This is a genomic window from Trichocoleus sp. FACHB-46 (genome assembly GCF_014695385.1).
In the GTDB taxonomy this organism is placed as follows: domain Bacteria; phylum Cyanobacteriota; class Cyanobacteriia; order FACHB-46; family FACHB-46; genus Trichocoleus.
This window is the reverse complement of record NZ_JACJOD010000006.1, coordinates 612,267-634,831: the sequence shown is the minus strand read 5'-3', so window position 1 is coordinate 634,831 and position 22,565 is coordinate 612,267. Positions and strand designations below refer to the sequence as shown.

The window sequence follows — 22,565 nt, the reverse complement described above, 5'->3', positions numbered from 1 at the left end:
TGCTATAGCGCCTCTAGCAACGTCGCAACTGACTCAGTAAGCATTCTTCGGACCTCAGCAGACTCTTAGATGCCACCTTCACAGCAACACTTTGGTTTCTCAGAAGTTGGTGCTACATCTCTAAGATTCTGAACTTGAAATTCTTTGATCTCCAAACTTTAACTCTGCACCTAGTCAGGAGAAATAACCCATGCGCATGTTCAAGGTTACGGCTTGTGTTCCTAGCCAAACCCGGATTCGTACCCAGCGGGAGCTACAGAACACCTATTTTACGAAGCTAGTTCCCTACGAGAACTGGTTTCGTGAGCAACAACGCATCATGAAAATGGGCGGCAAGATCGTTAAAGTTGAGTTGGCAACTGGCAGACCCGGAACCAACACTGGCCTCCTCTAAATCATTCAGCAACGCCTACAAAGGCTCTCACTCTTTATCGACTCGGAATACAAGCCTTGAGGCCGTGATGGCCTCTTTTTTATTGTCTATATTTCTTCTACCGCCTGCGCTACTCTTGACAGATACTCTTTGATTGCACACCCACGGTTGCTGTGAATCTTCGCTATCTAATCCCATTTTTTGACACGTCTGCACAGAGTTGGAGCTTAGAGGCTCGTCTCCTGCGGTGGCTAACTTTCCTATGGTTGATGGTTGGGCTAGCAGCTTTATTTTCTGCTTCTTACCCGGTTGCAGATGCAGATTTTGGCGATGGGCTTTACTACTTTAAACGCCAGATTCTTTGGATTTTAGTTGGCTTGGTAGGATTTAACCTACTGGTGCATTCTCCACTGCGCTATGCCTTGGGTATGGCACATTGGTTTGTCGTGTTGATATTGGGCCTCATTTTTGCCACTTTAGTACCGGGTTTAGGCACAACCGTAAATGGTGCAACGCGATGGCTGGCCTTGGGGCCTGTGCCGATACAACCATCAGAGTTAATGAAGCCATTTCTGGTTCTGCAAAGTGCTCGGTTGTTTGGGCAATGGAACCGTTTTAGCCCAACTTACCGATGGAGCTGGCTAGCTATTTTTGCCGCTATATTGGCGGGCATTTTGTTGCAACCTAATTTGAGCACGACAGCGCTGTGTGGCATTACCCTTTGGTTAATCGCGATGGCAGCGGGCATTCCCTACGCTTACTTGGGAGGGACTGCGTTAGGAGGACTGCTTTTAGCCACACTGAGTATCAGCATTAAAGAGTATCAACGGCGACGAGTCATTTCTTTCTTGAATCCTTGGGCTGACCCTGCTCAGGATGGTTATCAGTTAATTCAAAGTTTACTGGCCGTTGGTTCTGGGGGAGTTTGGGGAACAGGCTTTGGGCTGTCGCAGCAGAAACTCTTTTACTTACCGATTCAGTACACAGATTTTATTTTTGCAGTGTTTGCTGAGGAATTTGGCTTTATGGGTAGCTTGCTGTTGTTGTTGCTTCTGGCAATCTACGGCACGTTAGGTCTGTTTGTTGCCCTGAAAGCCCGCAAGATTGTCCATCAACTGGTTGCGATCGGAGCGGTGATTTTAATGGTGGGGCAATCCCTCTTAAACATCGGGGTGGCAACGGGCGCTCTACCCACGACAGGATTACCGTTTCCGTTGTTTAGCTACGGCGGTAGTTCTATGATCGCTAGCCTATTAGCGGCGGGGTTATTAATTCGGGTAGCGCGTGAAAGTAGTGAGGCGGAAGTTGTCTCGCTGCCAGAACAGCGACTTTCGGCTAGAAGCTAATTGAACAGTGCATTGAGCCATCACTCACATAATCTCTGGCCTTTAGCTCAAGGAAACCTCGATAATAAGATCATGAGGATAGCGTTTGAGCGAACTGAGCCAGCTTCAGCATGATTGAATTATTGCGGACCCAACTGTACCAACTAGAACAATTTGCCAACTGTCTCGTTTCGACGCAGTTGACCCATCTGACGCTAACGAGTGTTGTAGTCATTTTTCTGGCTGGACTCCTGACTAGTTTGACTCCCTGCATGCTGTCGATGTTGCCGATTACCATTGGGTACATCGGAGGTTACGAAGCCAAAAGCCGTTGGCAGGCAGCTCTGCAATCGACTTGGTTTTCCCTAGGATTAGCTACCACGTTGGCAGGTTTGGGCATTGCCGCAACCGCTCTCGGTCAAGTTTATGGCCAAATTGGTCTTGGCTTACCTATTGTTGTCAGTGCGATCGCCATCGTTATGGGGCTGAATCTTCTAGAAGCCCTGCCGCTTCAACTACCTTCATTTGATGGATTTGCACTAATTCCTTCAGATCTACCGCCCGGTGTCCGCGCCTATCTCTTGGGCTTAACCTTTGGTTTGGTAGCTTCTCCTTGTAGCACTCCAGTCCTCGCTACTTTACTAGGATGGGTATCTACTACCCACAACCCCGTGATGGGGGGCGTGCTGCTCTTGGCTTATACAGTAGGTTACTCAGCCCCGCTAATTTTGGCAGGCACCTTTACAGCTTCAATCAAAAAGTTACTGGAACTCCGCCGCTGGTCTAGTTGGATTACCCCTGCCAGTGGAGCCTTACTGGTTGGATTTGGAGTTTTTTCGCTGCTATTCCGTTTTCTGCCCACCGCAACCTTCTAGAAATGACTACAGACAATACATTTCTATCCCAAATTTTGGATTTAAGGACTGGTCCTCAACGCTTTTTTCAAAAAGAATTGCTGCCGCTGCTAGCAGATTTGCGGTTGGCCATTATGCTGCTCTTAGCAATCGCGGTGGCGAGTATTTCCGGTACCGTAATTGAGCAAGGCCAATCGAGCGCTTTTTATCAAGCGAACTATCCCGAAGACCCAGCTTTGTTTGGCTTTCTCTCTTGGAAAGTGCTGTTAACGGTAGGGTTGGATCATGTCTACCGGACTTGGTGGTTTTTGGCGATCCTTATTTTGTTTGGGGGCAGTCTGACCGCTTGTACGTTTACTCGCCAATTTCCGGCACTTAAAGCAGCGCGACAATGGAAGTTTTATGAGCAGCCTCGCCAGTTCCAAAAGCTAGCTCTGAGTGCGGAGTTGGAAACAGGTTCTCTAGAAGCTTTAGTTCCTCTTTTGGAAAAGCAACGCTACAAAGTTTTTCAAGAAGGAGAAAAGCTATATGCCCGCAAAGGATTGGTAGGGCGGATTGGCCCGATTGTGGTACATGCCAGCATGTTGCTCATTCTGGCAGGGGCCATTTGGGGAGCCATGACTGGTTTTATGGCCCAAGAAATGATTCCCAGTGGAGCCACGTTTAAGATTCAAAACATTGTGGATGCGGGGCCTTGGGTGGGGGCACAGGTGCCGAAAGATTGGTCAGTTCGGGTGAATCGTTTCTGGATTGACTATACGCCTGAGGGCGCGATTGATCAGTTTTATTCAGACTTGTCGGTGCTGGATAGTCAAGGACAGGAAATTAAGCGTAAGACGATTCATGTGAACGAGCCATTGCGGCACAAAGGCGTGACTTTGTATCAGGCGGATTGGGCGATCGCCGCTGCTCAAGTCCGACTCAACAAAAGTCCCGTGTTTCGCTTACCTATGGGACAGCTAGAAACAGGCGGGGCAGGCCGAATTTGGGGAACCTGGGTGCCTACTAAACCAGATCTAAGCGCTGGCGTGTCCCTTGTAGCTAAAGATCTACAAGGCATGCTGCTGATCTACGACATTCAAGGCAAGCTTGTTGCCACTGTACGTTCGGGGATGGCGGTCGATGTGAATGGCGTCACGCTGTCTGTGGTGGATTTAATTGGCAGTACAGGTTTGCAAATCAAGGCGGACCCAGGGATACCGGCGGTCTACGCTGGGTTTGGGCTCCTAATGTTGAGCGTCATGATGAGCTATGTCTCTCACTCGCAAGTTTGGGCTTTGCAGAAAGAGGGACGCTTCTATATCGGTGGCAGAACTAATCGGGCGCAAGTTGCGTTCGAGCGGGAGTTGCTAGAAATTCTCGATCGCCTGAGTCAACCTACCTCTTCCCCTGCTGAGCCTGCGATCGCTGCTGAAGCCCTCACCCCATCAGCCCGCTAGAAATTCGGGCATTAGTTGATATGCGGTAGGGGCAACTCTTGTGGTTGCCCTCATTGTCTAACCTTCAATGATCCTTCTGGTGATGCACTTCCACTACGGTGTGGACATTACCGCGAGGATTAAAGTCACCTTTAACTCTGATCTCTAGAGGGTCAGCAGCGGCGACGAAATCATCCAAAATTTGGTTGATCGATTCTTCGTGGGAAATATAGCGATCGCGATAGCTATTGATATACAGCTTCAGCGCTTTTAGCTCTACCACGCGCTGATCAGGTACATAGGTAATGTGAATCGTAGCGAAATCAGGATATCCCGAAAACGGACACTTGCAGGTAAATTCTGGCAAGGTGATGCTGACATCGTAACGTCGTCCCAGCCGAGGATTGGGAAAAGTGATCAGTTGTCCTTCAGCGATTTGCCGTTCTCCGTACTTCACCTGTGACGCAGATTCAGCGATCGCATCAGGCTCAGATACCATATCTGGAGAGGCTGGAGAGTGATTCATAGTCATGCAAAGACAAACGTTGACGAATGGATGGATCTGAGTTTGCGGGCTGAATTTGCAGATTTGTAGCGAATTCCTTGACGAATCGCTGTTAGATTGCTCTAATTTCATCTATTCTGGGGCATAGATCAATCGACTAATTGACCAATGCTGCCCTGTAGGATTTCAGCTCAACCCTATGACATCCCATCTCAATACTAAGCCACCAATGCGCAACGTTACGGCCTCTAGTTACACTGGGCAAGCTACAGCTAATGGTTATGCTCCCTCGGTGCCTATTTCGGTATACCGCGAGTTGGCTGCCGAGCTGCAAGCCACCCGCGCCATGCTCGATTCTCTCAACAATCAGAATCAAAATTTAGCCAAGCAAAATCAACAACTACGGACAGAAGTTGACAAAGTTGTTCAGTCCGCTTTGCAGTTACAAAAGGTAGCGGGTTCCCAGCAACCTCTCAGCCGCAGTGTTATGGCTGAAGTAGCGTATACAAGACCCGATATTGTGGTTGAGCCGAGTTATTTCACCCCTGAACCTGCTCGATCCATGCCCCGTAGTTTTAATCCTCGGCCAGAGCCAGCCGAACCTACGGTGGTTTCAGAAAAGCTATTTACTGAGCAAGCAGAAACACGGCCTCGTCGTAATCCCCAAGGGGAGCAATCACCTGAGTTAGGTGGTTTTTGGTTAGCAGCAGTTATCTTTCTGATTGTTGTCTCAGCATTTGGGGCAGGCTTCTTGATTGTGCGTCCTTTTTTACCTAGCCGTTAACTAGATGGTGGTAGGTAGCTATGTATTGCAGCCGCTTCAATTCGCCTCAGTGATAAATAGGTCTGACTAATTCTCTAGGTAGACGATAAAATTTGTTGACAACGTCAAGTCTTATAAAGTACAGCTAAGTACTGCGATGCATGCCCAAACAAATGTATTTTTTGATACAAAAGTCTGGGTTTGAGCGGTGATAGAAAGTGTCATGCTGGTCAATTGGTAGAAAAACGGTCTGAGGAGTTAAGCACTTGAAAAAAGTTGAAGCTATTATTCGGCCCTTTAAGCTGGACGAAGTCAAAATTGCTTTAGTGAATGCTGGCATTGTTGGCATGACTGTCTCTGAAGTCAGAGGCTTTGGACGCCAGAAGGGGCAAACTGAGCGCTATCGTGGTTCCGAGTACACTGTTGAGTTTTTGCAAAAGCTCAAAGTGGAAATTGTGATTGAGGACGACCAGGTTGACATGGTGGTCGAGAAGATCATCACCGCTGCTCGGACGGGTGAAATTGGGGACGGCAAAATCTTTATTTCGCCAGTGGAACAAATCATCCGCATTCGGACTGGGGAAAAGAACCTCGAAGCAATCTGAGCACAGCTGGCAATCGGTTTCCTCAGGGCATTAAAAAATAAGGTTCACCTCAGGAGGTGAACCTTATTTTTTCTCTAACATTTAGAAACAGTTTATTGCTCTTGGCAATTCAGTCTACTTTCAGCGATCGCAGTTGTGGAATTAAAGCCGCGATCGCTTGACCTCGATGGCTGAGTGATCGCTTCACCTCTGGGGTCATTTCCGCAAAGGTGAGGTGCTTTTCTGGCACATAGAACACTGGATCATAGCCAAATCCACCCGTACCGCGAGGAGCATGCAGAATTTCTCCCCGACACACCCCTTCTGATTGCAGGGCGATCGAACCATCTGGGCGAGCGACGACAACGACACAAACAAACTGAGCTTGGCGATTCAGCTCACTGCCGAGTTCAATCAGCAACCGCTCTATACGTTCTGGATCGGTCTGGCCATAGCGGGCAGAGTAAACGCCGGGTGCACCTTCTAGGGCTTCTACTTCTAAACCGGAGTCATCCGCGATCGCCCATTCTCCCGTAGCTTGAGCAATTTGCGCTGCTTTCAGAGAAGCGTTGGCAAGAAAAGTGTCCCCAGTTTCTTCCACGTCGAGTTCGGCTGGTTTGAGCTGCAAATCCCAATTAGAACCAGCCAGATATTCTTGCATTTCCCGCAACTTGCCAGGATTGCCAGTAGCAACAATCAGGGGTCTCATGATAATAAGTCAGGCAGAAACAACAATTCTCCCCTTCCCTAATAGGGAAGGGGTTGGGGGTTAGGTCATTAAAAGGAGTTGGCCCAGTTCTTAGCCCAAGCAAGAGTTTCATGAACTTGGGTGAGGGTTGCGGCTTCGCAGTAGAGGCGGAGGACAGGTTCGGTGCCGCTAAAGCGAATCATTAACCATCGCTGATCAGCTAAGCGAAATTTGTAGCCGTCGGCAGTATTGCAATCAATCACGGCTTGTCCGGCAATTTCAGTCAAGGGATGCTTTTGTAGCTGCTCTAGCAACTGCGATCGCACAGCCATACTCGCCAAGGGCAGATCAATGCGATCGTAGGCAGAGGTAAAGTTAGTTTTTTCCTGTAACTGGCGGTAGAAATCTGCCAGATCTAACCCAGACTGAGCGATCGCCTCTAGAACGTACAGAGCAGATAGGAGGGCATCTCGCTCAGGGATGTGATGCCCGTAGCCAATGCCGCCGGATTCTTCGCCGCCTAGCAGCACTTGTGCTTCCATCATGCGGTCGGCAATGTATTTGTAGCCCACCGCTGTTTCAAATACAGGCAGGTTATACAGAGCCGCCACTTTGGGGATGAGGTCGGAACCGCTGACTGTTTTGACGATTTCGCCTTTGAAGCCCCGACGAGCAGTCAGATGATCAATCAAAATCGGAATCAGCACTTGAGAGCTGAGGAAGTTGCCTTGGCCATCAACCGCAGCAATGCGATCGCTATCTCCATCAAAAACCAATCCAACCGCCAGATTGGAATTAGCAGCTCGGTGAGTTTTGATTTGTTGAAAAAGCTTGTCGAGGTAGCGCGGTAGCGGTTCGGGTGCGCCGCCTTCAAATAACGGATCGCGATCGCTGTTGAGTTCGTGAATCGGCATGCCCAAAATCTGGGCCAAGCCACCCGCTGCGGCTCCATGCATCACGTCCGCAAAAACAGTTAGGTTGCCTTGGGCGATCGCATTTTGAATCAGAGCAATATCGACTTTTTGGCGAATCGCTTCACAGTAGCTCGGCCAAGGATCAAAGCTTTGGATGGTGCCAGGCGAATTAGTAGTTGCAGCGGGTGGCGTTGCTAGCAAGGCTTCAATTTGCTTAGTGACTTCTGGAGATACTGAGCCTCCAAACGCTCCTTTAACTTTTAAGCCCGAGTAACTACCCGGATTATGGCTGGCTGTAATTACCAAGGCTCCCAAAGCATTTTCTTGCTTGGCAGCCCAACTAAAAGCAGGCGTAGGTGCGTAGGTACTGGTTAGCAAGACATCGAAGCCTGCGGCTTGCACTGCTTCGGCAGTCGTACGGGCAAACTCTTCCGATAAGAAGCGGCGATCGTGCCCCACAATAATCGTGCGACTACCTGTCGCCCCATACACTTGAGCCAGAACTTGAGCTGCAATCGGTGCCACCAATGCCAAACGCTCAAATGTAAAGTCTGCGGCAATTACACCTCGCCAACCATCTGTACCAAATTTAATTGAGTCGGTTGCTGGCACAGAGGAAGGGTGAACCATGCTCAAATTCGCCTCCAAAGACACTCTCGCGATCGCTTTTCTTTAAACTGCTCAACTCTAGCATTTGCACTTACGGATGTCTAAAGCACGATCGCGCGATCGCGACCTTGACGCTTCGCCTCATACAAAGCTCGGTCAGCTCGCTGTACCGTATCCCAAGCATCTTGATCGCTAGTTGGATCCTGTTGTGCCACGCCAAAACTAGCACTAATTTCCAACGGTCCAATCGTGGTCTCGAAGGCGGTGGAGCGAATCGCCAGCCGCAACCGCTCAGCGACTTCAAAGGCTCTGTCTAGCGTCACATCCATTAGTAGAATGACAAACTCTTCACCACCATACCGATAAGCGGATGTACCAAACCGTAGCTGTTTTTGCAGTCGTTGGGCCAAGCTGTACAACACTTCATCCCCCACTAAGTGACCATAAGAGTCGTTGATCAGCTTGAAGTAGTCGATATCACACACAATCACACTGAAGGGCGGCTGCAAGTTCCACTGGGCAGGAGCACTGAGTTGAGCCAGCTCCCGCTCTAGCGATCGCCGATTTAGCAATTGCGTCAACTCATCATGAATCACTTCCAGTTGTAAGGAATTATTTTGCAAGCGTAGAGTTTCTTGCTTGAACCAAAGGCTTTGATAGTGCTGGGCATTGGTCAAAGCTACCGCAGCCTGGTCTGCGACCTGCCGAATCGTCTGGAGTTCATCTAGCTCGTAAACTCGTTCCTTTTCGTAAGACAACAGCAGGACTGCGCCAAAAAACTCATCTTGGACAAACAGCGGCACAATTAAAGCAGCAAAAGCTTGAATTTCACGCAACCAATTTAACAGCGGGTCAGACTCCTGTTGGCTCAGTTCTAACTCCAGATAGGAAGCCGCACCCTGGAGAAACATCTCAACTGTGTCCTGCCAGAGATCACGGGCGATATGGCGATTCTCTAGCGGCTGAAAGCACCGCTCTGGATGGTCCCAAGCAGCCAAGATATGGACTGGATCGCCTCGCAGATCTACTAAAATGCAGCGATCGCTGTTCAACCCTTGGCCCAACTCCGCCACAATGCATTCCACAATCTCATTGGGGTTGAGGCTGGAGTTCAGCAACCGCACAATTCGACCGACTAGGGCTGCCTGTTGCCGCGATTGTTCGAGGCGCTCCCGCCAGTGCAGCGCATTCAGCGCCAATACTACCTGGCTACAAATCACTTCTAGCGTTTCAACTTCCTCGACCATCCAAGCTTGAGCGGCTGCAACTGTAGGCTGAGGCGTAGGTACTTTAGGGTTAAAGTAAGAGCGCAGAAATGGCTTACGCCTTGTCTCTAGAGCGGGTAAATGTGTAGCAGCTTGCGGTAGGTGGCGCTGCAATTGCAGGACAAAGCGGAGGCGATCGCCATTCCAAGCAGGCACAATCAAGGTTTCCCCAAACAGTCTAGCGGCGTGTGAGAGGTGCTGTTGGTCTAACAACCATTGAGGTGACTTGGATAGATAGCAAATCTGAATTTTCGACTCCTGGGCTGGCGGAGCAGTTAAAATTAATCCGGGAGTCTCGGCTAGAGTGGGAATTAAACTCAGCTCCTGTTTCAGGCTTTGCAAAGCTCGAGCCGTGCCATAAACTTGAATGCCCTCAGCCACTTCAGGGTCAAACCCCGTCCAGAGTAGGCACTCAACTTGATACTCAGCGGCGATCGCTTCTACAATCTGTTGTAATAGGGAGTTTGCTGAGGCGAGATTAATGACTGCTGCTTCTACCAAAGGGTAGATGGATTTCCAATTAGGCTGCCTGAATCTTGATTGAAGCATTTGAGGATCACTAACTTGTACCGTTGCAGCACCCATAAACTTCTATCTTAAGAACTGGAACCCGTTCTTAGGAACTAGCTTAAGGATTGGAATATCTAAAAAAAAATTCTTGATTAAAGCCTAAAAAGTAATTACTTTTAGATCCTTATAAATTCCCAAAACTTAAGCAAAAGCGATAGAATTTTTTCCATAGGGCAGACTCTTTAGTTTTCCGGTTATCCCATTTAGCGATTGGTTTTAGATCTCGGGTGCGTCTAATTTGCCGATGAACTAGCTAGACTGGATAAAGGCAAGCTCTTTGTAAGAGTGAATCTGTTCTTTATGCATCTCCACCAGCATCTCCACTAGACATCGCTTCAATTTACTTAAGTAAAAATACAGAGATCTAGCACAAGCAGCGATCGCCTCTTGTGACTTTGAACACCACAGACCTCTTCTGTCCTAAGACAGATGTAGGACGAAAATTTATTTTGATTAGATTGATCTAATTTTAATAATTTGAGCAACCAATACGCTATTTCAGCGTCTATTGCTTTGTTTAGAAGAACTAGTAAAACATTTAATTCCTTAAAAGCCTGCTTTTAGTCAATTTATTCATTCGTTATTTACAAGACCTAAAGCCGCAAAAGCAGTTGAGAATTTATGTCCTCTGAAGTCAATAGCTCTCCTCTTCATTCACATTGTCAAGCATTTTCTCTGGAGAATAATGGGACACATCCTGCTGAAGGTGAGCTATTGGAGCTAGAACTATATAAACGTCAGCGCCATCAAAACTTAACGCAACAACTACAGCAGCAAGTTCAACTCTCTAAGCTGATTAATCAAATTAGTAATGAAATTCGCAGCACTTTAGATTTAGAAGAAATCTTAAATTCTGCTTGTCGTTTACTAGGCCAAGCCCTGAAATGTAGCAGAGCTAGTATTTTAGTCGTGGAGCCAGATGAGGAAGATAGTCTGACAACGATGGGGGAGTATAACCAAGGCGACTATCCCTCTCAACTCGGCAGCAAAATCCCCTTCAGAGATAATCCTCACTTACAGGCCTTGATTGCCCAGCCTAGAGCCTTAGCAGTCACTCGCTTTTTAGAGTTTCCGGGCTTAACCGAGCAAATTAGGGAAGTGGCTCAGGGCTTACAAATTCGCTCCATGATGGCTTTGGCAACTCGTTACCAAGGCAAGGTCAACGGCATTATTGGGCTGCATCAGTGCGATCGCGAACGGGAATGGACCCCTTGGGAAATGGAACTGCTAGAGGGCGTCGGCAGTCAGTTGGCGATCGCCATCAATCAAGCTTGGCTATATAGTGAAACCCGGCGACAGGTGGAGCAGGAATCTCTCCTGCGCTTAGTCACGAATCAAATTCGCAGCACTTTGGACTTACAGACCATCTTGCAGACAGTAGTGCGAGAAGTGCGGCACTTACTCGACACCGATCGGGTGGTAATCTACCAGTTTTTGGATGCCAACTGGCAAGGTGAAGTCGTTGTAGAGGAAGTTATTAGCCCTTGGAGGTCAGCGCTGGGTCAAATGAGCCAGGACAACTGCTTCTCGGCCAAGTATGCCCAGCAATATCAGGGAGGCCGCGTTCGTGCTATCCACAACATTTTTCAAGCTGGTTTAGACCCTTGCCATGTCAACTTCTTAGAGCAATTACAGGTCAAGGCCAATTTGATTGTCCCCATCATTATCCGCTCAAAGTTATGGGGGCTGTTAGTCGCTCACGAGTGTAGTGCGCCTCGGGTTTGGCAGGCGTGGGAAACCGAATTATTACAGAAGTTGGCCGACCAAGCTGCAATTGCAATTCAGCAAGCTCAACTGTATACCCAGGTGCAAACAGCAGCAGTTCAGTCTCAAGCTCAGGCCGAAACGCTCAAAGCGACGCTAGAAGAACTGCAAACCACACAAATGCAGTTGCTTCAGAGTGAAAAGCTATCTAGCTTAGGACAAATGGTGGCGGGAGTTGCTCATGAAATTAACAACGCCATCACCTTTATTCATGCCAATCTGCCCTATGCCCAACGCTATACCACTGCCTTAAATCAAGCGATCGCCCTTTACGAAGACTGTTGTCCTAATCCTCCAGAAGCGATCGCAGAGTTGATTGCTGAGCAAGAACTTAGCTATGTGCGGGAGGACTTTCCCAAGCTAATTAATTCTATGGAGGAAGGTACCAAGCGCATCCGAGAGATTGTTTTAACTCTGCGCAATTTTTCTAGATTAGATGAAGCAGAGCGCAAGTCTGTTGACCTGCATGAAGGTATTGAAAGCACTCTGCTAATCTTGCAGCATCGGGTTAAAACAGGCGTCAAAATTGACAAGCTCTATGGCGAGCTTCCCTCGGTAGAGTGCCATGCAGGACAAATTAATCAAGTCTTCCTCAATCTCTTGGCCAATGCTTTAGATGCCGCTGGGGAAAAAGCAAATATCACAATTCAGACTTGGCATGAAGGCGATCGCGTAGTTGTCTCAATTCGAGATGACGGACCAGGAATTCCTCTAGAGTTACAGGAGCGCATCTTTGACCCCTTCTTCACGACTAAAGAAGTGGGCAAAGGAACAGGATTAGGACTATCAATTTGCTATCAAATTGTGGTTAAAGGGCACAAGGGTCGTCTGCAATGTTGCAGTCAACCTGGAGCGGGTGCCGAATTTCGAATAGTATTACCTGTTTCTGCTTGCCAGCCTACGGCTACTGACTAGCCTTAACTACCTTGGAGTTAAAGCTGACTAAAGAAAAAATTGTCCAACGTGAAAGGGGCATCAGATTCAAACAGGATGCTCGCAATTCCTGGGGTTTGTAATTGCAGCGGCTGTTGGGGGAGGGGCGCTAGCTCTGCTTGGCCATCAGCCCACAAGTATCGGTAAGAGCCAATACTCACACGTTCCAAAACGACACCGTTACTATCTAGAGCCGTAAGGGTAACTGGCCGAGTGCCGCTGACCAAAGCTTGCACGATTGCGACAGGTCGGCAAAACTGAGCCTGAATGCCAGCCTGAAACGTGGAAGGCATCAAAACTAAGCAGCCAGAACTGGGTACAAAGATCGGATTAGAGGGCCGAATCGCGATCGCACCCCAAAACTGAACTCCTAAAGTAAAATACTGATTTTCTACGCGCTCAAACTCCACTAAATCTTCAAAATCAAGTTGCGTTGGTCCTAATCTTAAAGGGGTAACTTCAGCAGCGGTAGCCCGAACTAAATGATGTCTACTTGTAGGTGGTGCAAGGGGCTGAGACAACTCGGTGTGTGACTTCAGGAAGGAGAACATAAGTATTTTAAATTTTTGATGCACTACCTGGGCTCTACAGTTAACTTACGGAGAATTCCGTAAGCAGGCTAGGCAAGCTGTGTCAGTTCCTTGATTGGTCTGACAAAGACACGCTTTCCGTGACGGCTCAACGGTAGCAAGGTAGTTTTGGAATTAGTTAGATCGCTACTGGAATCGCTTGATTCAATAAATATTTAACTCAACTAAGTTAAATTCGTTACCCTAATACACCCTGAAAATAAGTATTATTTCTGATCAAAATTCAAGTAGCTATTTCTCTGACTTATTACTACCACATGCTTCTTACTAGCTTTTCTTTTTTCATAAACTTTGACAATCTTTCACAAGTGGTAAAGTAGCTACTTCAGTCTTACTTAGGACATAGCTTTTGGCGATCGTTAGCGGCACCGGATCTAAGCAAGACATTTTTGTGCTTACTTCTCTTACTATTCCCAGCCTGCTGCCTTTTCTAGTGTGACAATTGACAGATTGTCTAAATGGCTGCTTTAAAGCTCGTTTCTTCCCGATCCTCTTTTAGCACCTGTGCATTTACTGATCGTGAGATACTCAACTCAATTCCCAAACGATTCCGATAAAATGACTGGGATCACGCTCTTCAATCTGAGGAGTGAATGAGGCGCATGGATCTAAACCAATTGAACAGTGCTTTCACGCTGTTCTTAAGCTTGTTAGTCGAGGCGATTCCCTTCCTGATATTGGGAGTACTATTCTCTGGCTTGCTGTTGTTCTTTGTGGATGAGCGCAAACTGATCAAAGTTTTGCCTAAAAATCCTCTACTGGGAGCTTTTGCGGGCAGTTGTGTAGGCTTCTTGTTTCCAGTTTGCGAGTGCGGCAACGTCCCAGTCGCTCGACGCTTACTTATGCAGGGGGCTCCTGCTCCAGTGGCGATCGGTTTTTTGCTCGCAGCTCCGACGATTAACCCCATCGTGTTTTGGTCAACTTGGATTGCTTTTCGCGACCAACCAGAGATTGTGTTTTTGCGAGTAGGTCTATCCTTGGCGATCGCGACCATCATTGGCTGGGTCTTTAGCGCTCAAGCCGATCTGCGGCCTTTATTACAACCTGCGGTAGCCAGGGCTATGCCAATGCCGCGCGAGCCCAAAGAAAGCCAGGCGGAGAGCGGGGTTTCGCCTTTGTTACAATCCGGGACTTTTCTGTTGGGTCAAATTGGTCAACCGATTCGCATGGATACCACCGAGTTGCAGGCATCAATGGTCGCAGCAGCTACCATGCGTAAGCCTTTACCAGATCGCTTGTATTTGTTGTTGGAAAATACGGTGCAAGAACTGCGAGAGTTAGGCGGAGTCTTAATTCTAGGCAGTGCGATCGCAGCTCTTATCCAAGTATTTGTGCCGCGAGAGGTGGTCTTGGGATTAGGCCAAGGTCCAGTTACCTCAATTATTGCCATGATGCTGATGGCGGGTTTGGTCTCCATTTGCTCTACGGTGGATTCGTTTTTCGCTCTGTCCTTTGCTTCTGCCTTTACTAGTGGCTCTTTGCTAGCCTTTCTGGTTTTTGGACCCATGATTGACCTGAAAGGTTTGGGTCTGATGCTGTCTATTTTTCAGGCTAGAGCTGTCATCTATCTATTTGCTTTAGCCGCGCAGTTAACCTTTTTGTTTACCCTCTTCATTAACTTGCATGTCAGTTGAGTCTACTTCTGGCCGCCGTCCCCGCAGTGGTGAGCAACGTCGCCGCTTATTTTTACCCTGGCTCGACGTAGTGGCGATTAGTGCTTGGGGCATTTTGCTGCTCAAGTACTGGCTCACTGGAAAACTCAGTCTGCTAATTCATCCCAACTACACTTGGCTAGCGATCGCTGGTGGCATTGGTTTGCTGTTGATTGGCGGCGGCAAAGCCCTGACGCTTTTACCTCAATCATTTCAGCGACGCAATGCAGGGCTTCCAGTCCAAACCACTCAGCACCTGTCGCTCTTTCCACCGGGCTGGAGTAGTACCTTGTTGCTGTTCACCGCTATCTTAGGCTTTGTGGTCACGCCCCGCGCTTTCGCCAGCCAGACTGCTATCCAACGCGGAGTCGGGGATGCAATTACTTTAACCAGGGCTCAACCTCAGGCTTTTCGAGCCTCTAGTAACTCCGAATCGCGATCGCTGATTGAGTGGGTGCGCACGCTCAACGTGTATCCGGAACCAGATGCTTATACGGGCCAAAAGGTGAAAGTCCAAGGCTTTGTCATCCATGCGCCGGAACTGCCAGAGCAGTATTTTCTGCTGTCTCGCTTTGTCATCACCTGCTGTGCCGCCGATGCGTATCCAGTCAGTTTGCCAGTGAAGCTAAAAGAAAGCCGCAAAGATTACCCAGTGGACACCTGGCTAGAAATCGAAGGGCAGATGATCACAGAAGATCTTGCTGGAAAGCGTCAACTGACGATTCAGCCTAAATCGATTAAGAAAATCCCAGAACCTAAGAATCCGTACGACTACTAAACAAAAATCAGTACAAGCTGGATTTCAGCCTGAGCTAGTGGAATAGCCAAGTCGTGAAGGAATATTTTTCTCCTAGTGTGACTGGCAAGGACTGATGGGGATGCGTGTAGTAAGACGGAAATACCAAAACGTTGCCAGTTTCAGGTTTTACTTTTAAGTTTTGGCGATCGAAAAACGTTTCTCCGCCTTCAAAGTCCTCATTAAGATAGCCCACAATACTGATATCGCGAGTTGGCACGCCTTGAGCTACTTCCTCAAAGCGATCGCTCAGCAATAAGTTATCGACATGGCGCTTGTAGTACTGACCCGGTTGATAGCGCAAAATTGAGCAAGCTTCCGCGTGAGGGAAGGCAACATCATAATGTTGCAGTAATAGCTGTTGCACTACAGCGATTCGAGCCAGCAAAAGTTGATGAGTAGAGTGCAACAACGAATCAGGGCTATCTAGGGACAGCAGATCATTACTGCGAATCTGGGCATTCACCGTTGCCACTTCGATTCCTGCCGCTTGAAACTGATGGCAGTTCACCACCTCTAAAATGTGTTTGCAGATGCTGGCATCCAGCAAGCCCCGGACGACAAAGATGTCGGCTCCTAAGGGTGTTAAAGTGTAATCCACGAATCACTATCCCGCAATCGACGCGATCGCTACATTTTAGCAACGAGCTTTTATGCAGAAGGCGAACTCCACCGCACCTCTCAAGCCATTTCCCCAACCTCTAGACCGCGTGGCGATCGTGCTGATGCTCGTGCTGGCAGTCCTGATCGGCTTACTCCTGTGGAGTGGCGATCGCTCCGCCCCCAAAATTCGGGAGTTTAATTGGCAAAACAAGCAAATTGGGGCAGAGGATACAGCTTTTATTCTCACCTTCAGCCGCCCCATGGAGCAGGCTAGCGTAGAAAAGAACTTGAAACTAGAGCCACCCCTCCCTGGCAAAATTAGTTGGGCAGGTCGCCGCATGGCCTACACCTTAACCATGCCAGCCCCTTACGGCACCAAGTACCAAGTTCAGTTGCAGGATGCTCAAGACCGTTTTACCGCAGAAGGTACAAATCGAGCGTCAATTCAACCATTTTTAGGCCAGTTTCGGACTCGCGATCGCGCCTTTGCTTACATCGGCGTGGAAGGAGAAGAGGAAGGACGGTTGATTCTCTACAACCTATCGCAACAGCAAAAGCGAGTCCTGACCTCGAAAAATCTGGTAGTGATGGACTTCAAAGCTTATCCAGAAGGCGATCGGATTTTATTTGCAGCAACTGAGCGACAGGCAAATCGTCAAGGTACCCTCGATCAAAAACTGTATACCGTCACGACGGGGATGCATTTCGCCTCTCCTGGTAAACCGAGCCGAGAACCCGCCAAAGCAGGTCAGCTCCAGCTTGTTCTCGACAGCAAGGAGTACCAGAACCTTAAGTTTGACCTCTCCCCAGACGGCCAAAGCATCGTGATTCAGCGAGTCAACCAACGCAATCCTGGTGACTTTGGGCTCTGGCTTCTCAAGGAAGGAGCAGCCCCTCAACCGCTCAAAACTCAGCCCGGTGGTGACTTCTTAATCACACCGGATAGTAGTGCTTTAGCTTTTGCGCAAGGACAGGGATTAGCGATTCTACCGTTACAACCCCAAGCCGATCCTTTGGATTTTCTACCCAAATTCGGCATGGTCTTGAGCTTTACTCAGGACGGTTCGGCGGCGGCAATGGTGAAATTCAACACCAACTACACCAAATCACTCTTTTTAGTCACCAACCAAGGCATTCAAAAAGAGGTGCTAAAAACTGAAGGGTCTATTTTGAGCGCTCAGTTTGATCCCACCAAGCAAGTCCTCTACAGCCTGATTACGGAACTAATCCCAGGTAACGAATACCGAGAACGGCCTTTTTTGGTGGCGATCAACCTAAAAACTGCTGAGGCAAAACCTTTGTTGCGATTGCCCGATGACCAACGAGACATCCAAATGAACTTATCTCCTGATGGCTTGGGCTTCCTATTCGACCAAACCATTGCAGCCGCTAAGGAAACCAACGCTGAAACCAATTCTCTCCGCACTGATGACGGCAAAGCGATCGCGACGAGTCGGCTCTGGTTACTGCCTGTCACCCCTCCTAGTCCAACTGAAGCTCCAGCGCAAATGCAACCGGAACAACTCCCCTTGGCTGGACTTCACCCCCGTTGGCTGCCATAACTAAACATGCCATTAGTTTGGCCCCGCTTCCTAATCTGTAATGATGGAGTGAAAGTCAGCGCAAGTACATGCAAGTACAGGAGCTCATCAGTCGATATCAACAAGGAGAGCGTGACTTCGCCCACGTTGACCTTAGTGGTGCCACGCTGAGTGGTATTAACCTCCAAGACGTAGATTTAACGGGAGCCAATCTTGCAGGCGCAAACCTGAGTTGGGCCTTATTAAACCGAGCAAACCTGACTGGAGCTTGTTTACGACGCGCAGACCTTAGGAGTGCAGGCCTAAGCAGCAGCACCTTAACTGAGGCAGTTTTGAGCGGAGCTAACCTAAGCAAGGTTGACTTACGGCTGGCCCAGCTTCAAGCCGCTGATCTGAATTGGGCAACCTTGCAAGAAGGTGATTTGAGCGGGGCTGATTTGAGTCGGGCCAAGCTCGATCAAATTAATCTTGAAAAAGCTAAATTAAATGGCACTCAGTTTGTGGCAGCCGAATTAATGGAAGCCAACCTGCGGCGGGCTAGCTTAATTAGTGCCAACCTCAGCCAAGCCAATCTCCGAGAAGCCCATTTAGAGGAAGCCAATCTGCGGGAGGCTAAATTAGTTGGCACCAACTTAATTGAAGCTAACCTGAGTGGTGCTTGTTTGCGGCAGGCAGATTTGAGTCAGGCAGATATGCACCGCGTTACCCTCGTTGGCGCTGACTTGAGCGAAGCGGTACTAAACAGTGCGGATCTCAGTCGAGCTAACCTCAGTGGTGCTTATCTCCTCAAAACCAGTTGCAAGAAAACCTATTTGCTGCGGGCTAGCTTACAAGATGTCTATCTTTTACAAGCTGATTTAACCGAGGCAAACTTACGAGGTGCTGACCTGCGTCGTGCTGATCTCAGTGGAGCCTACTTGAATGAGGCGACTCTGAGTGAAGCAGACTTAAGCGATGCCTACTTATTAGAAAGCCATCTAATTCGAGCTAACTTAGACGGAGCTCAACTCACAGGGTGCTGCATCTATAACTGGCACATTGCAGAGTCAGATCTAGCCAAGGTGGAGTGCCGCTACATTTTTACCCAGTTTAACTACACCACCAAAAGCCCAACCGAGCGTTATCCTACCAACCGCGACTTTGAACCCGGCGAATTAGCTCGTCAGTATCAAGGAGGCGACGCCATTGTCGAAGTGGTTTGGCAGGAACTACCGCATTGGGAAGCCTTAATTTTCACCCTAGCTCAGGTAGAACTAGAGTGCCTTGATCTGCGCTTAACGATTCAGTCCTACGACTTAACAGACAACGGCTATTTACTGAAGCTCACAACCGATCGCTCGGTAAACGGCAAAATCTTAGCTCAACGAATTTTGCAACTTTATCCTGAGCTTTTGCCACGTGTACTGTCTCGGCGCTCGGAAATTTTAGGGTTGTTGGGTATAACTGCTCGACCTAGCACTTTAGAGGCTGCCGTGCTCACCTCTCAGCCTCAAGCACAGCCACCCACATTTGTCGCAACGGACAAAGACAAACGCTTGCGGCTCTACCAAGAGGTGGTGCGCCAGATTCAGCATATTTTAGTTTCACAGGCTCCCAGTCAGTTCGTGGGCAGTGTCGAGCACCTGTTAGATTACCTCAGGCATCAAGGCATTTCTACAGAAGAAATTCAAAAGAAACTGATTAGTCAGGTCATCGTCAAGCGGGCTCAGCAAGATAAAGCTTTCCTAGAGCACTTAAAGCGCTGGGAACAAACAGCTAACGAATCAGCCCGATTGTCATCTGTAGGAGAAGCGGTACGGTTGGCGATCGCCTTGCTTTGGACCTAACGCCATCCAATTATTGCTTGCATAAATAAAATTTGTCTTAAATTTGACTCAGTTTAAGCATCCTTTTTTGTCAAGATTGCCTGACTGTCAACATCATGACTGATAATTACTAAGAGATAGAAAAGACTTAGGGTGCTAAAAGCAACAGAGGGTTGCAGATTGTTCAATCTATATCAACCCCAACTGAGCTGATGCCGTTTTGGCTCAGTTTTTTCAAAGAAGTGTTTGCGGATTATCTCATCTCTGTTTAATGTTTGATTCTTTTTGCGAGATGGGAATGCTCCAAATGGTTAGTGATCAACTTCCTGAAAAACTGAGTCGTCACTGAGTGCAGCCTTTTGATTGTTGGCTCTAGCGGCAAAAAATTTATGCAGAGGTGTGTCTAAGTCTCTACCGGCGATAACGATGAAGTATAGAGCTTGGTCACTTATGGTGTTCGAAGGAGTGAATAAAACAATGAAATCCCCAGTGGGCTTAGAAAAGAACGTCTCTTTAGCCCTGTTGTGTACAGTTTTAGGCTTGTTTACAGCAAATGTCTCTCCAGCTGTAGCCGCCACTAACGATAGTACAGATGCGGCTGCGGCCAACCGCTTATTGGCTCTTGAGGTCTTGGCTCCTGAGGCGTCTGTCAAGGAGAGTGAGCCTAGCGATCGCACCACTCAAATAACTGCTTTAGCAGCTGATGCAGCCACTACGACCTCCGCCACCCCAGCGATCGCAGACGCGACCCTGCAAGCTCAAGCTTTGAGCCCGTCTGACGACAGCCCAGGCATGATTGATGTTGCCACTTTAGACCCGGAAAACCCAGAAGCTGCCAGTGATGGCATGGCTCAAGTCACCTCGGTTTCCCAACTCTCTGATGTGCAACCAACCGATTGGGCTTTTCAATCGCTACAGTCTTTAGTAGAACGGTATGGCTGTATCGCGGGTTATCCAGATGGTACCTACCGAGGCAACAGAGCGTTAACTCGCTATGAATTCGCGGCTGGGGTTAATTCGTGCCTAGACCGGATCAATGAGTTGATTCAGGCGGGCACTGATGAGCTGGTGCAGAAAGAAGACTTAGCAACATTACAACGGTTGCAGGAAGAATTCTCTGCTGAACTCGCAACCATCAGAGGCCGAGTCGATTCGCTAGAAGCTCGCACGGCTGAACTGGAAGCGAATCAGTTCTCCACCACAACCAAGTTGTTTGGCCAAGCTATCTTTGGCATCCAAGGCCGTACTGACAATACTGCTGACTTCTTCCCAGTCGATGGCGTTAAAGATACAGAAGACCCAGCCACAAACATTAACTTCATCAACAACGTTCAGCTGAGCTTGTTCACACAACTGAGCAATCGCAGCATCTTGCTAACTGGGCTAGCCGCTGGCAATGGCAGCACAGCTCCCCGCCTCAGTAACGATACTAGGCTGGGCTATGAGCTAGACAGCGATAACCAATTCCTCATCAGTGACTTGAGTTTTCGGCATTTAATTGGCAGTAACCTTGCTGTGGTTGCAGGTCCTGTTGGCGTTAACGCAGTCAACGTTTTCCGCGGAGCTAACCGAGTTGAAAGTTCTGGTCAAGGCCCAATTTCGGCTTTTGCCCAGCGGAACCCCATCATTAGCATTGGTAATGGCACCGGTGGTGCTGGCTTCGACTGGCAAGTCAGCCCCCGCATCAGCTTGCAGGGTGTTTATTCGGCTAGTGACCCTGCTGACCCCAATGACGCTGGTTTATTTGGCAGTCGCCGTAGCGCCACTACTGCTGGAGCTCAATTGACGGTTTCTCCCACGGATACGATTGACCTAGCGCTCCATTACCTCAACTCCTATAACCCTTCTGGGTCTAACTTTGCTGGCAGTTTAGGCTTAGGAATTGGTGATGACCAAGTTACCATTGGCTCTGGTCTAAAAACGGATGCCTTTGGTGCCACTGTAGCTTGGCGCGCTACCCCAGGGATTACTGTAGGCGGTTGGGGTGGCTTTACTAATTCGCGAATTCCTAATCGCGATGGCAATGTGGAGACCACCAACTGGATGGCGTTCCTCAACTTCCCCGACTTGTTCGGCGAAGGTAATTTGGGCGGAATTTATGTAGGCCAGCCGCCTAAAATCACCGAAAGCGACTTACCAGCAGGTCAGAATATTCCTAACTTGCTAGCAGGCGGAGCAGGAACTGAAGGAGATCAACCCGGTACAACAACGCACTTAGAAGTGTTCTACCGTTATCGCGTCTCTGACAACATCACGATTACACCAGGTGTGATTGTGCTCTTCAACCCAGGTAATGCACCTGAAAGCGACACAGTAGGAATTGGTGCCTTGCGAACCACATTCACCTTCTAGTCTCTAACTTGTTCAAAAGCCTAGGCAAAAAGCGATCGCCCCAGCTATCTTCAAGCCAGGGCGATCGCTTTGATATTGCATGTCAGAGCAAGCTCTTGTCAATCTTTATTTTTCAGCACTTGCTGTGGTTGAAACCAAGCGCTTCTTCAAAGACTCAGCTCGACGCTTAGCCGTTAAGCTTTGGGGGTCCAGCTTGAGGGCTTCTTCATAGGATTCTAGAGCTTGAGACATGAGCTGCTTGCGCTCATAAGCGTGCCCAATATTATTGAGAGCCGTCACATAATTAGGGCTTAGTTTTAGAGCTTCTTTGTAATGACGAATGGACAAATCATACTGCTCTTGAGCAAAGTAGGCATAACCAAGCGCGTTGTAGATTAGCGCTGTGTTCTCCTCTCCTTCTAAATCAGGTGATTTAAGGGCTTTTTGCAGTTGTATGACTGCCTGAGAAAACAAATTTTTCTCTAAGTAGATACTGCCAAGTTCATAGTATTCTTCGGCTGTACCTTTTTCTTTATTCAACTTATTCTGCAAGCGCGAAATCGAAGTTTCAATCTTGCGAGTTTTCAGCACTTGGCGAAGAATCGCCCAGCCTGCGCTTGCCAACAAAGTCAGCAAGATTGACAAATAGACGATGGGAAGCAAGCTATCCATATTTGTTATG

General features: G+C 48.4%; 19 protein-coding genes. 12 read left to right on the top strand and 7 right to left on the bottom strand.

The window, feature by feature from the left end; translation table 11 throughout:
• The first annotated feature begins 190 nt into the window (after window positions 1-190).
• The 4 genes from H6F72_RS03100 to H6F72_RS03085 all read left to right on the top strand — a co-directional run bounded on the left by H6F72_RS03100 (window position 191) and on the right by H6F72_RS03085 (window position 3,991).
• A complete protein-coding gene (locus tag H6F72_RS03100; RefSeq protein ID WP_190431698.1) occupies window positions 191-394 on the top strand; it encodes a phycobilisome linker polypeptide in 204 nt (67 codons plus the stop codon).
• Between the two features lie 152 nt (window positions 395-546).
• Window positions 547-1,719: an FtsW/RodA/SpoVE family cell cycle protein gene (locus tag H6F72_RS03095; RefSeq protein ID WP_190431696.1), complete on the top strand. Its 1,173-nt coding sequence runs from the start codon at window positions 547-549 to the stop codon at window positions 1,717-1,719.
• A gap of 110 nt (window positions 1,720-1,829) precedes the next feature.
• Complete coding sequence (locus tag H6F72_RS03090; RefSeq protein WP_190431695.1) at window positions 1,830-2,573, top strand: cytochrome c biogenesis protein CcdA; 744 nt, start codon at window positions 1,830-1,832, stop codon at window positions 2,571-2,573.
• A 2-nt stretch (window positions 2,574-2,575) separates the two neighbouring features.
• Entirely contained in the window at window positions 2,576-3,991 is a 1,416-nt protein-coding gene (locus H6F72_RS03085) for a cytochrome c biogenesis protein (RefSeq protein ID WP_190431693.1), read from the top strand.
• Between the two features lie 64 nt (window positions 3,992-4,055).
• On the opposite strand, the gene queF is transcribed toward H6F72_RS03085, so the two are convergent.
• The gene (gene queF / locus H6F72_RS03080; protein WP_190431692.1) at window positions 4,056-4,496 is read right to left on the bottom strand and encodes a preQ(1) synthase; all 441 of its coding nucleotides are present in this window, start codon (window positions 4,494-4,496) and stop codon (window positions 4,056-4,058) included.
• A 178-nt stretch (window positions 4,497-4,674) separates the two neighbouring features.
• Here queF and H6F72_RS03075 point away from each other — a divergent pair, with 178 nt between their 5' ends.
• The gene (locus H6F72_RS03075) at window positions 4,675-5,259 is read left to right on the top strand and encodes a hypothetical protein (protein ID WP_190431691.1); all 585 of its coding nucleotides are present in this window, start codon (window positions 4,675-4,677) and stop codon (window positions 5,257-5,259) included.
• A 245-nt stretch (window positions 5,260-5,504) separates the two neighbouring features.
• Window positions 5,505-5,843 (top strand): P-II family nitrogen regulator, encoded by a 339-nt coding sequence (locus tag H6F72_RS03070; RefSeq protein WP_190431690.1) that lies wholly within the window; start codon window positions 5,505-5,507, stop codon window positions 5,841-5,843.
• 109 nt (window positions 5,844-5,952) lie between these two features.
• Here the strand turns inward: H6F72_RS03070 and rdgB are convergent, their stop codons facing one another.
• The 3 genes from rdgB to H6F72_RS03055 all read right to left on the bottom strand — a co-directional run bounded on the left by rdgB (window position 5,953) and on the right by H6F72_RS03055 (window position 9,883).
• Complete coding sequence (gene rdgB / locus H6F72_RS03065) at window positions 5,953-6,531, bottom strand: RdgB/HAM1 family non-canonical purine NTP pyrophosphatase (protein ID WP_190431689.1); 579 nt, start codon at window positions 6,529-6,531, stop codon at window positions 5,953-5,955.
• 68 nt (window positions 6,532-6,599) lie between these two features.
• Window positions 6,600-8,054 carry a phosphoglucomutase/phosphomannomutase family protein gene (locus H6F72_RS03060; protein ID WP_190431688.1) on the bottom strand — a complete coding sequence of 485 codons (1,455 nt, stop codon included), beginning with the start codon at window positions 8,052-8,054 and terminating at the stop codon, window positions 6,600-6,602.
• Window positions 8,055-8,134: 80 nt separating this feature from the next.
• Window positions 8,135-9,883: a diguanylate cyclase gene (locus tag H6F72_RS03055; RefSeq protein WP_190431687.1), complete on the bottom strand. Its 1,749-nt coding sequence runs from the start codon at window positions 9,881-9,883 to the stop codon at window positions 8,135-8,137.
• A gap of 606 nt (window positions 9,884-10,489) precedes the next feature.
• Between H6F72_RS03055 and H6F72_RS03050 the strand changes: the two genes are divergently transcribed.
• Entirely contained in the window at window positions 10,490-12,547 is a 2,058-nt protein-coding gene (locus H6F72_RS03050; protein ID WP_190431686.1) for a GAF domain-containing protein, read from the top strand.
• A 17-nt stretch (window positions 12,548-12,564) separates the two neighbouring features.
• Here the strand turns inward: H6F72_RS03050 and H6F72_RS03045 are convergent, their stop codons facing one another.
• A complete protein-coding gene (locus H6F72_RS03045) occupies window positions 12,565-13,116 on the bottom strand; it encodes a hypothetical protein (protein ID WP_190431684.1) in 552 nt (183 codons plus the stop codon).
• Window positions 13,117-13,757: 641 nt separating this feature from the next.
• Between H6F72_RS03045 and H6F72_RS03040 the strand changes: the two genes are divergently transcribed.
• Window positions 13,758-14,789, top strand: a complete 1,032-nt coding sequence (locus H6F72_RS03040) for a permease (RefSeq protein ID WP_190431682.1) — start codon at window positions 13,758-13,760, stop codon at window positions 14,787-14,789.
• On the top strand, window positions 14,779-15,585 hold the full coding sequence (locus H6F72_RS03035; protein ID WP_190431680.1) for a TIGR03943 family protein: 807 nt from the start codon (window positions 14,779-14,781) through the stop codon (window positions 15,583-15,585). The genes H6F72_RS03040 and H6F72_RS03035 overlap by 11 nt, the downstream gene beginning before the upstream one ends.
• Window positions 15,586-15,619: 34 nt before the next feature.
• Here the strand turns inward: H6F72_RS03035 and H6F72_RS03030 are convergent, their stop codons facing one another.
• Complete coding sequence (locus H6F72_RS03030) at window positions 15,620-16,204, bottom strand: 2OG-Fe(II) oxygenase (RefSeq protein WP_190431678.1); 585 nt, start codon at window positions 16,202-16,204, stop codon at window positions 15,620-15,622.
• A 52-nt stretch (window positions 16,205-16,256) separates the two neighbouring features.
• On the opposite strand from H6F72_RS03030, the gene H6F72_RS03025 reads away from it, so the two are divergent.
• The 3 genes from H6F72_RS03025 to H6F72_RS03015 all read left to right on the top strand — a co-directional run bounded on the left by H6F72_RS03025 (window position 16,257) and on the right by H6F72_RS03015 (window position 21,904).
• Window positions 16,257-17,768 (top strand): Ig-like domain-containing protein, encoded by a 1,512-nt coding sequence (locus H6F72_RS03025; RefSeq protein WP_190431677.1) that lies wholly within the window; start codon window positions 16,257-16,259, stop codon window positions 17,766-17,768.
• Window positions 17,769-17,836: 68 nt separating this feature from the next.
• Window positions 17,837-19,573, top strand: a complete 1,737-nt coding sequence (locus H6F72_RS03020) for a pentapeptide repeat-containing protein (protein WP_190431675.1) — start codon at window positions 17,837-17,839, stop codon at window positions 19,571-19,573.
• Between the two features lie 456 nt (window positions 19,574-20,029).
• Window positions 20,030-21,904 carry an iron uptake porin gene (locus tag H6F72_RS03015; RefSeq protein WP_190431673.1) on the top strand — a complete coding sequence of 625 codons (1,875 nt, stop codon included), beginning with the start codon at window positions 20,030-20,032 and terminating at the stop codon, window positions 21,902-21,904.
• A gap of 105 nt (window positions 21,905-22,009) precedes the next feature.
• Here H6F72_RS03015 and H6F72_RS03010 read toward each other — a convergent pair whose 3' ends face one another.
• Complete coding sequence (locus H6F72_RS03010) at window positions 22,010-22,555, bottom strand: tetratricopeptide repeat protein (protein WP_190431671.1); 546 nt, start codon at window positions 22,553-22,555, stop codon at window positions 22,010-22,012.
• Between the last annotated feature and the right edge of the window lie 10 nt (window positions 22,556-22,565).

Coding starts and splice junctions, on each gene's coding strand:
- H6F72_RS03100 (WP_190431698.1), top strand. CDS start 191: ATGCGCATGTTCAAGGTTACGGCTTGTGTTCCTAGCCAAACCCGGATT.
- H6F72_RS03090 (WP_190431695.1), top strand. CDS start 1,830: ATGATTGAATTATTGCGGACCCAACTGTACCAACTAGAACAATTTGCC.
- H6F72_RS03085 (WP_190431693.1), top strand. CDS start 2,576: ATGACTACAGACAATACATTTCTATCCCAAATTTTGGATTTAAGGACT.
- queF (WP_190431692.1), bottom strand. CDS start 4,496: ATGAATCACTCTCCAGCCTCTCCAGATATGGTATCTGAGCCTGATGCG.
- H6F72_RS03075 (WP_190431691.1), top strand. CDS start 4,675: ATGACATCCCATCTCAATACTAAGCCACCAATGCGCAACGTTACGGCC.
- rdgB (WP_190431689.1), bottom strand. CDS start 6,531: ATGAGACCCCTGATTGTTGCTACTGGCAATCCTGGCAAGTTGCGGGAA.
- H6F72_RS03060 (WP_190431688.1), bottom strand. CDS start 8,054: ATGGTTCACCCTTCCTCTGTGCCAGCAACCGACTCAATTAAATTTGGT.
- H6F72_RS03055 (WP_190431687.1), bottom strand. CDS start 9,883: ATGGGTGCTGCAACGGTACAAGTTAGTGATCCTCAAATGCTTCAATCA.
- H6F72_RS03050 (WP_190431686.1), top strand. CDS start 10,490: ATGTCCTCTGAAGTCAATAGCTCTCCTCTTCATTCACATTGTCAAGCA.
- H6F72_RS03045 (WP_190431684.1), bottom strand. CDS start 13,116: ATGTTCTCCTTCCTGAAGTCACACACCGAGTTGTCTCAGCCCCTTGCA.
- H6F72_RS03040 (WP_190431682.1), top strand. CDS start 13,758: ATGGATCTAAACCAATTGAACAGTGCTTTCACGCTGTTCTTAAGCTTG.
- H6F72_RS03035 (WP_190431680.1), top strand. CDS start 14,779: ATGTCAGTTGAGTCTACTTCTGGCCGCCGTCCCCGCAGTGGTGAGCAA.
- H6F72_RS03025 (WP_190431677.1), top strand. CDS start 16,257: ATGCAGAAGGCGAACTCCACCGCACCTCTCAAGCCATTTCCCCAACCT.
- H6F72_RS03020 (WP_190431675.1), top strand. CDS start 17,837: ATGCAAGTACAGGAGCTCATCAGTCGATATCAACAAGGAGAGCGTGAC.
- H6F72_RS03015 (WP_190431673.1), top strand. CDS start 20,030: ATGAAATCCCCAGTGGGCTTAGAAAAGAACGTCTCTTTAGCCCTGTTG.
- H6F72_RS03010 (WP_190431671.1), bottom strand. CDS start 22,555: ATGGATAGCTTGCTTCCCATCGTCTATTTGTCAATCTTGCTGACTTTG.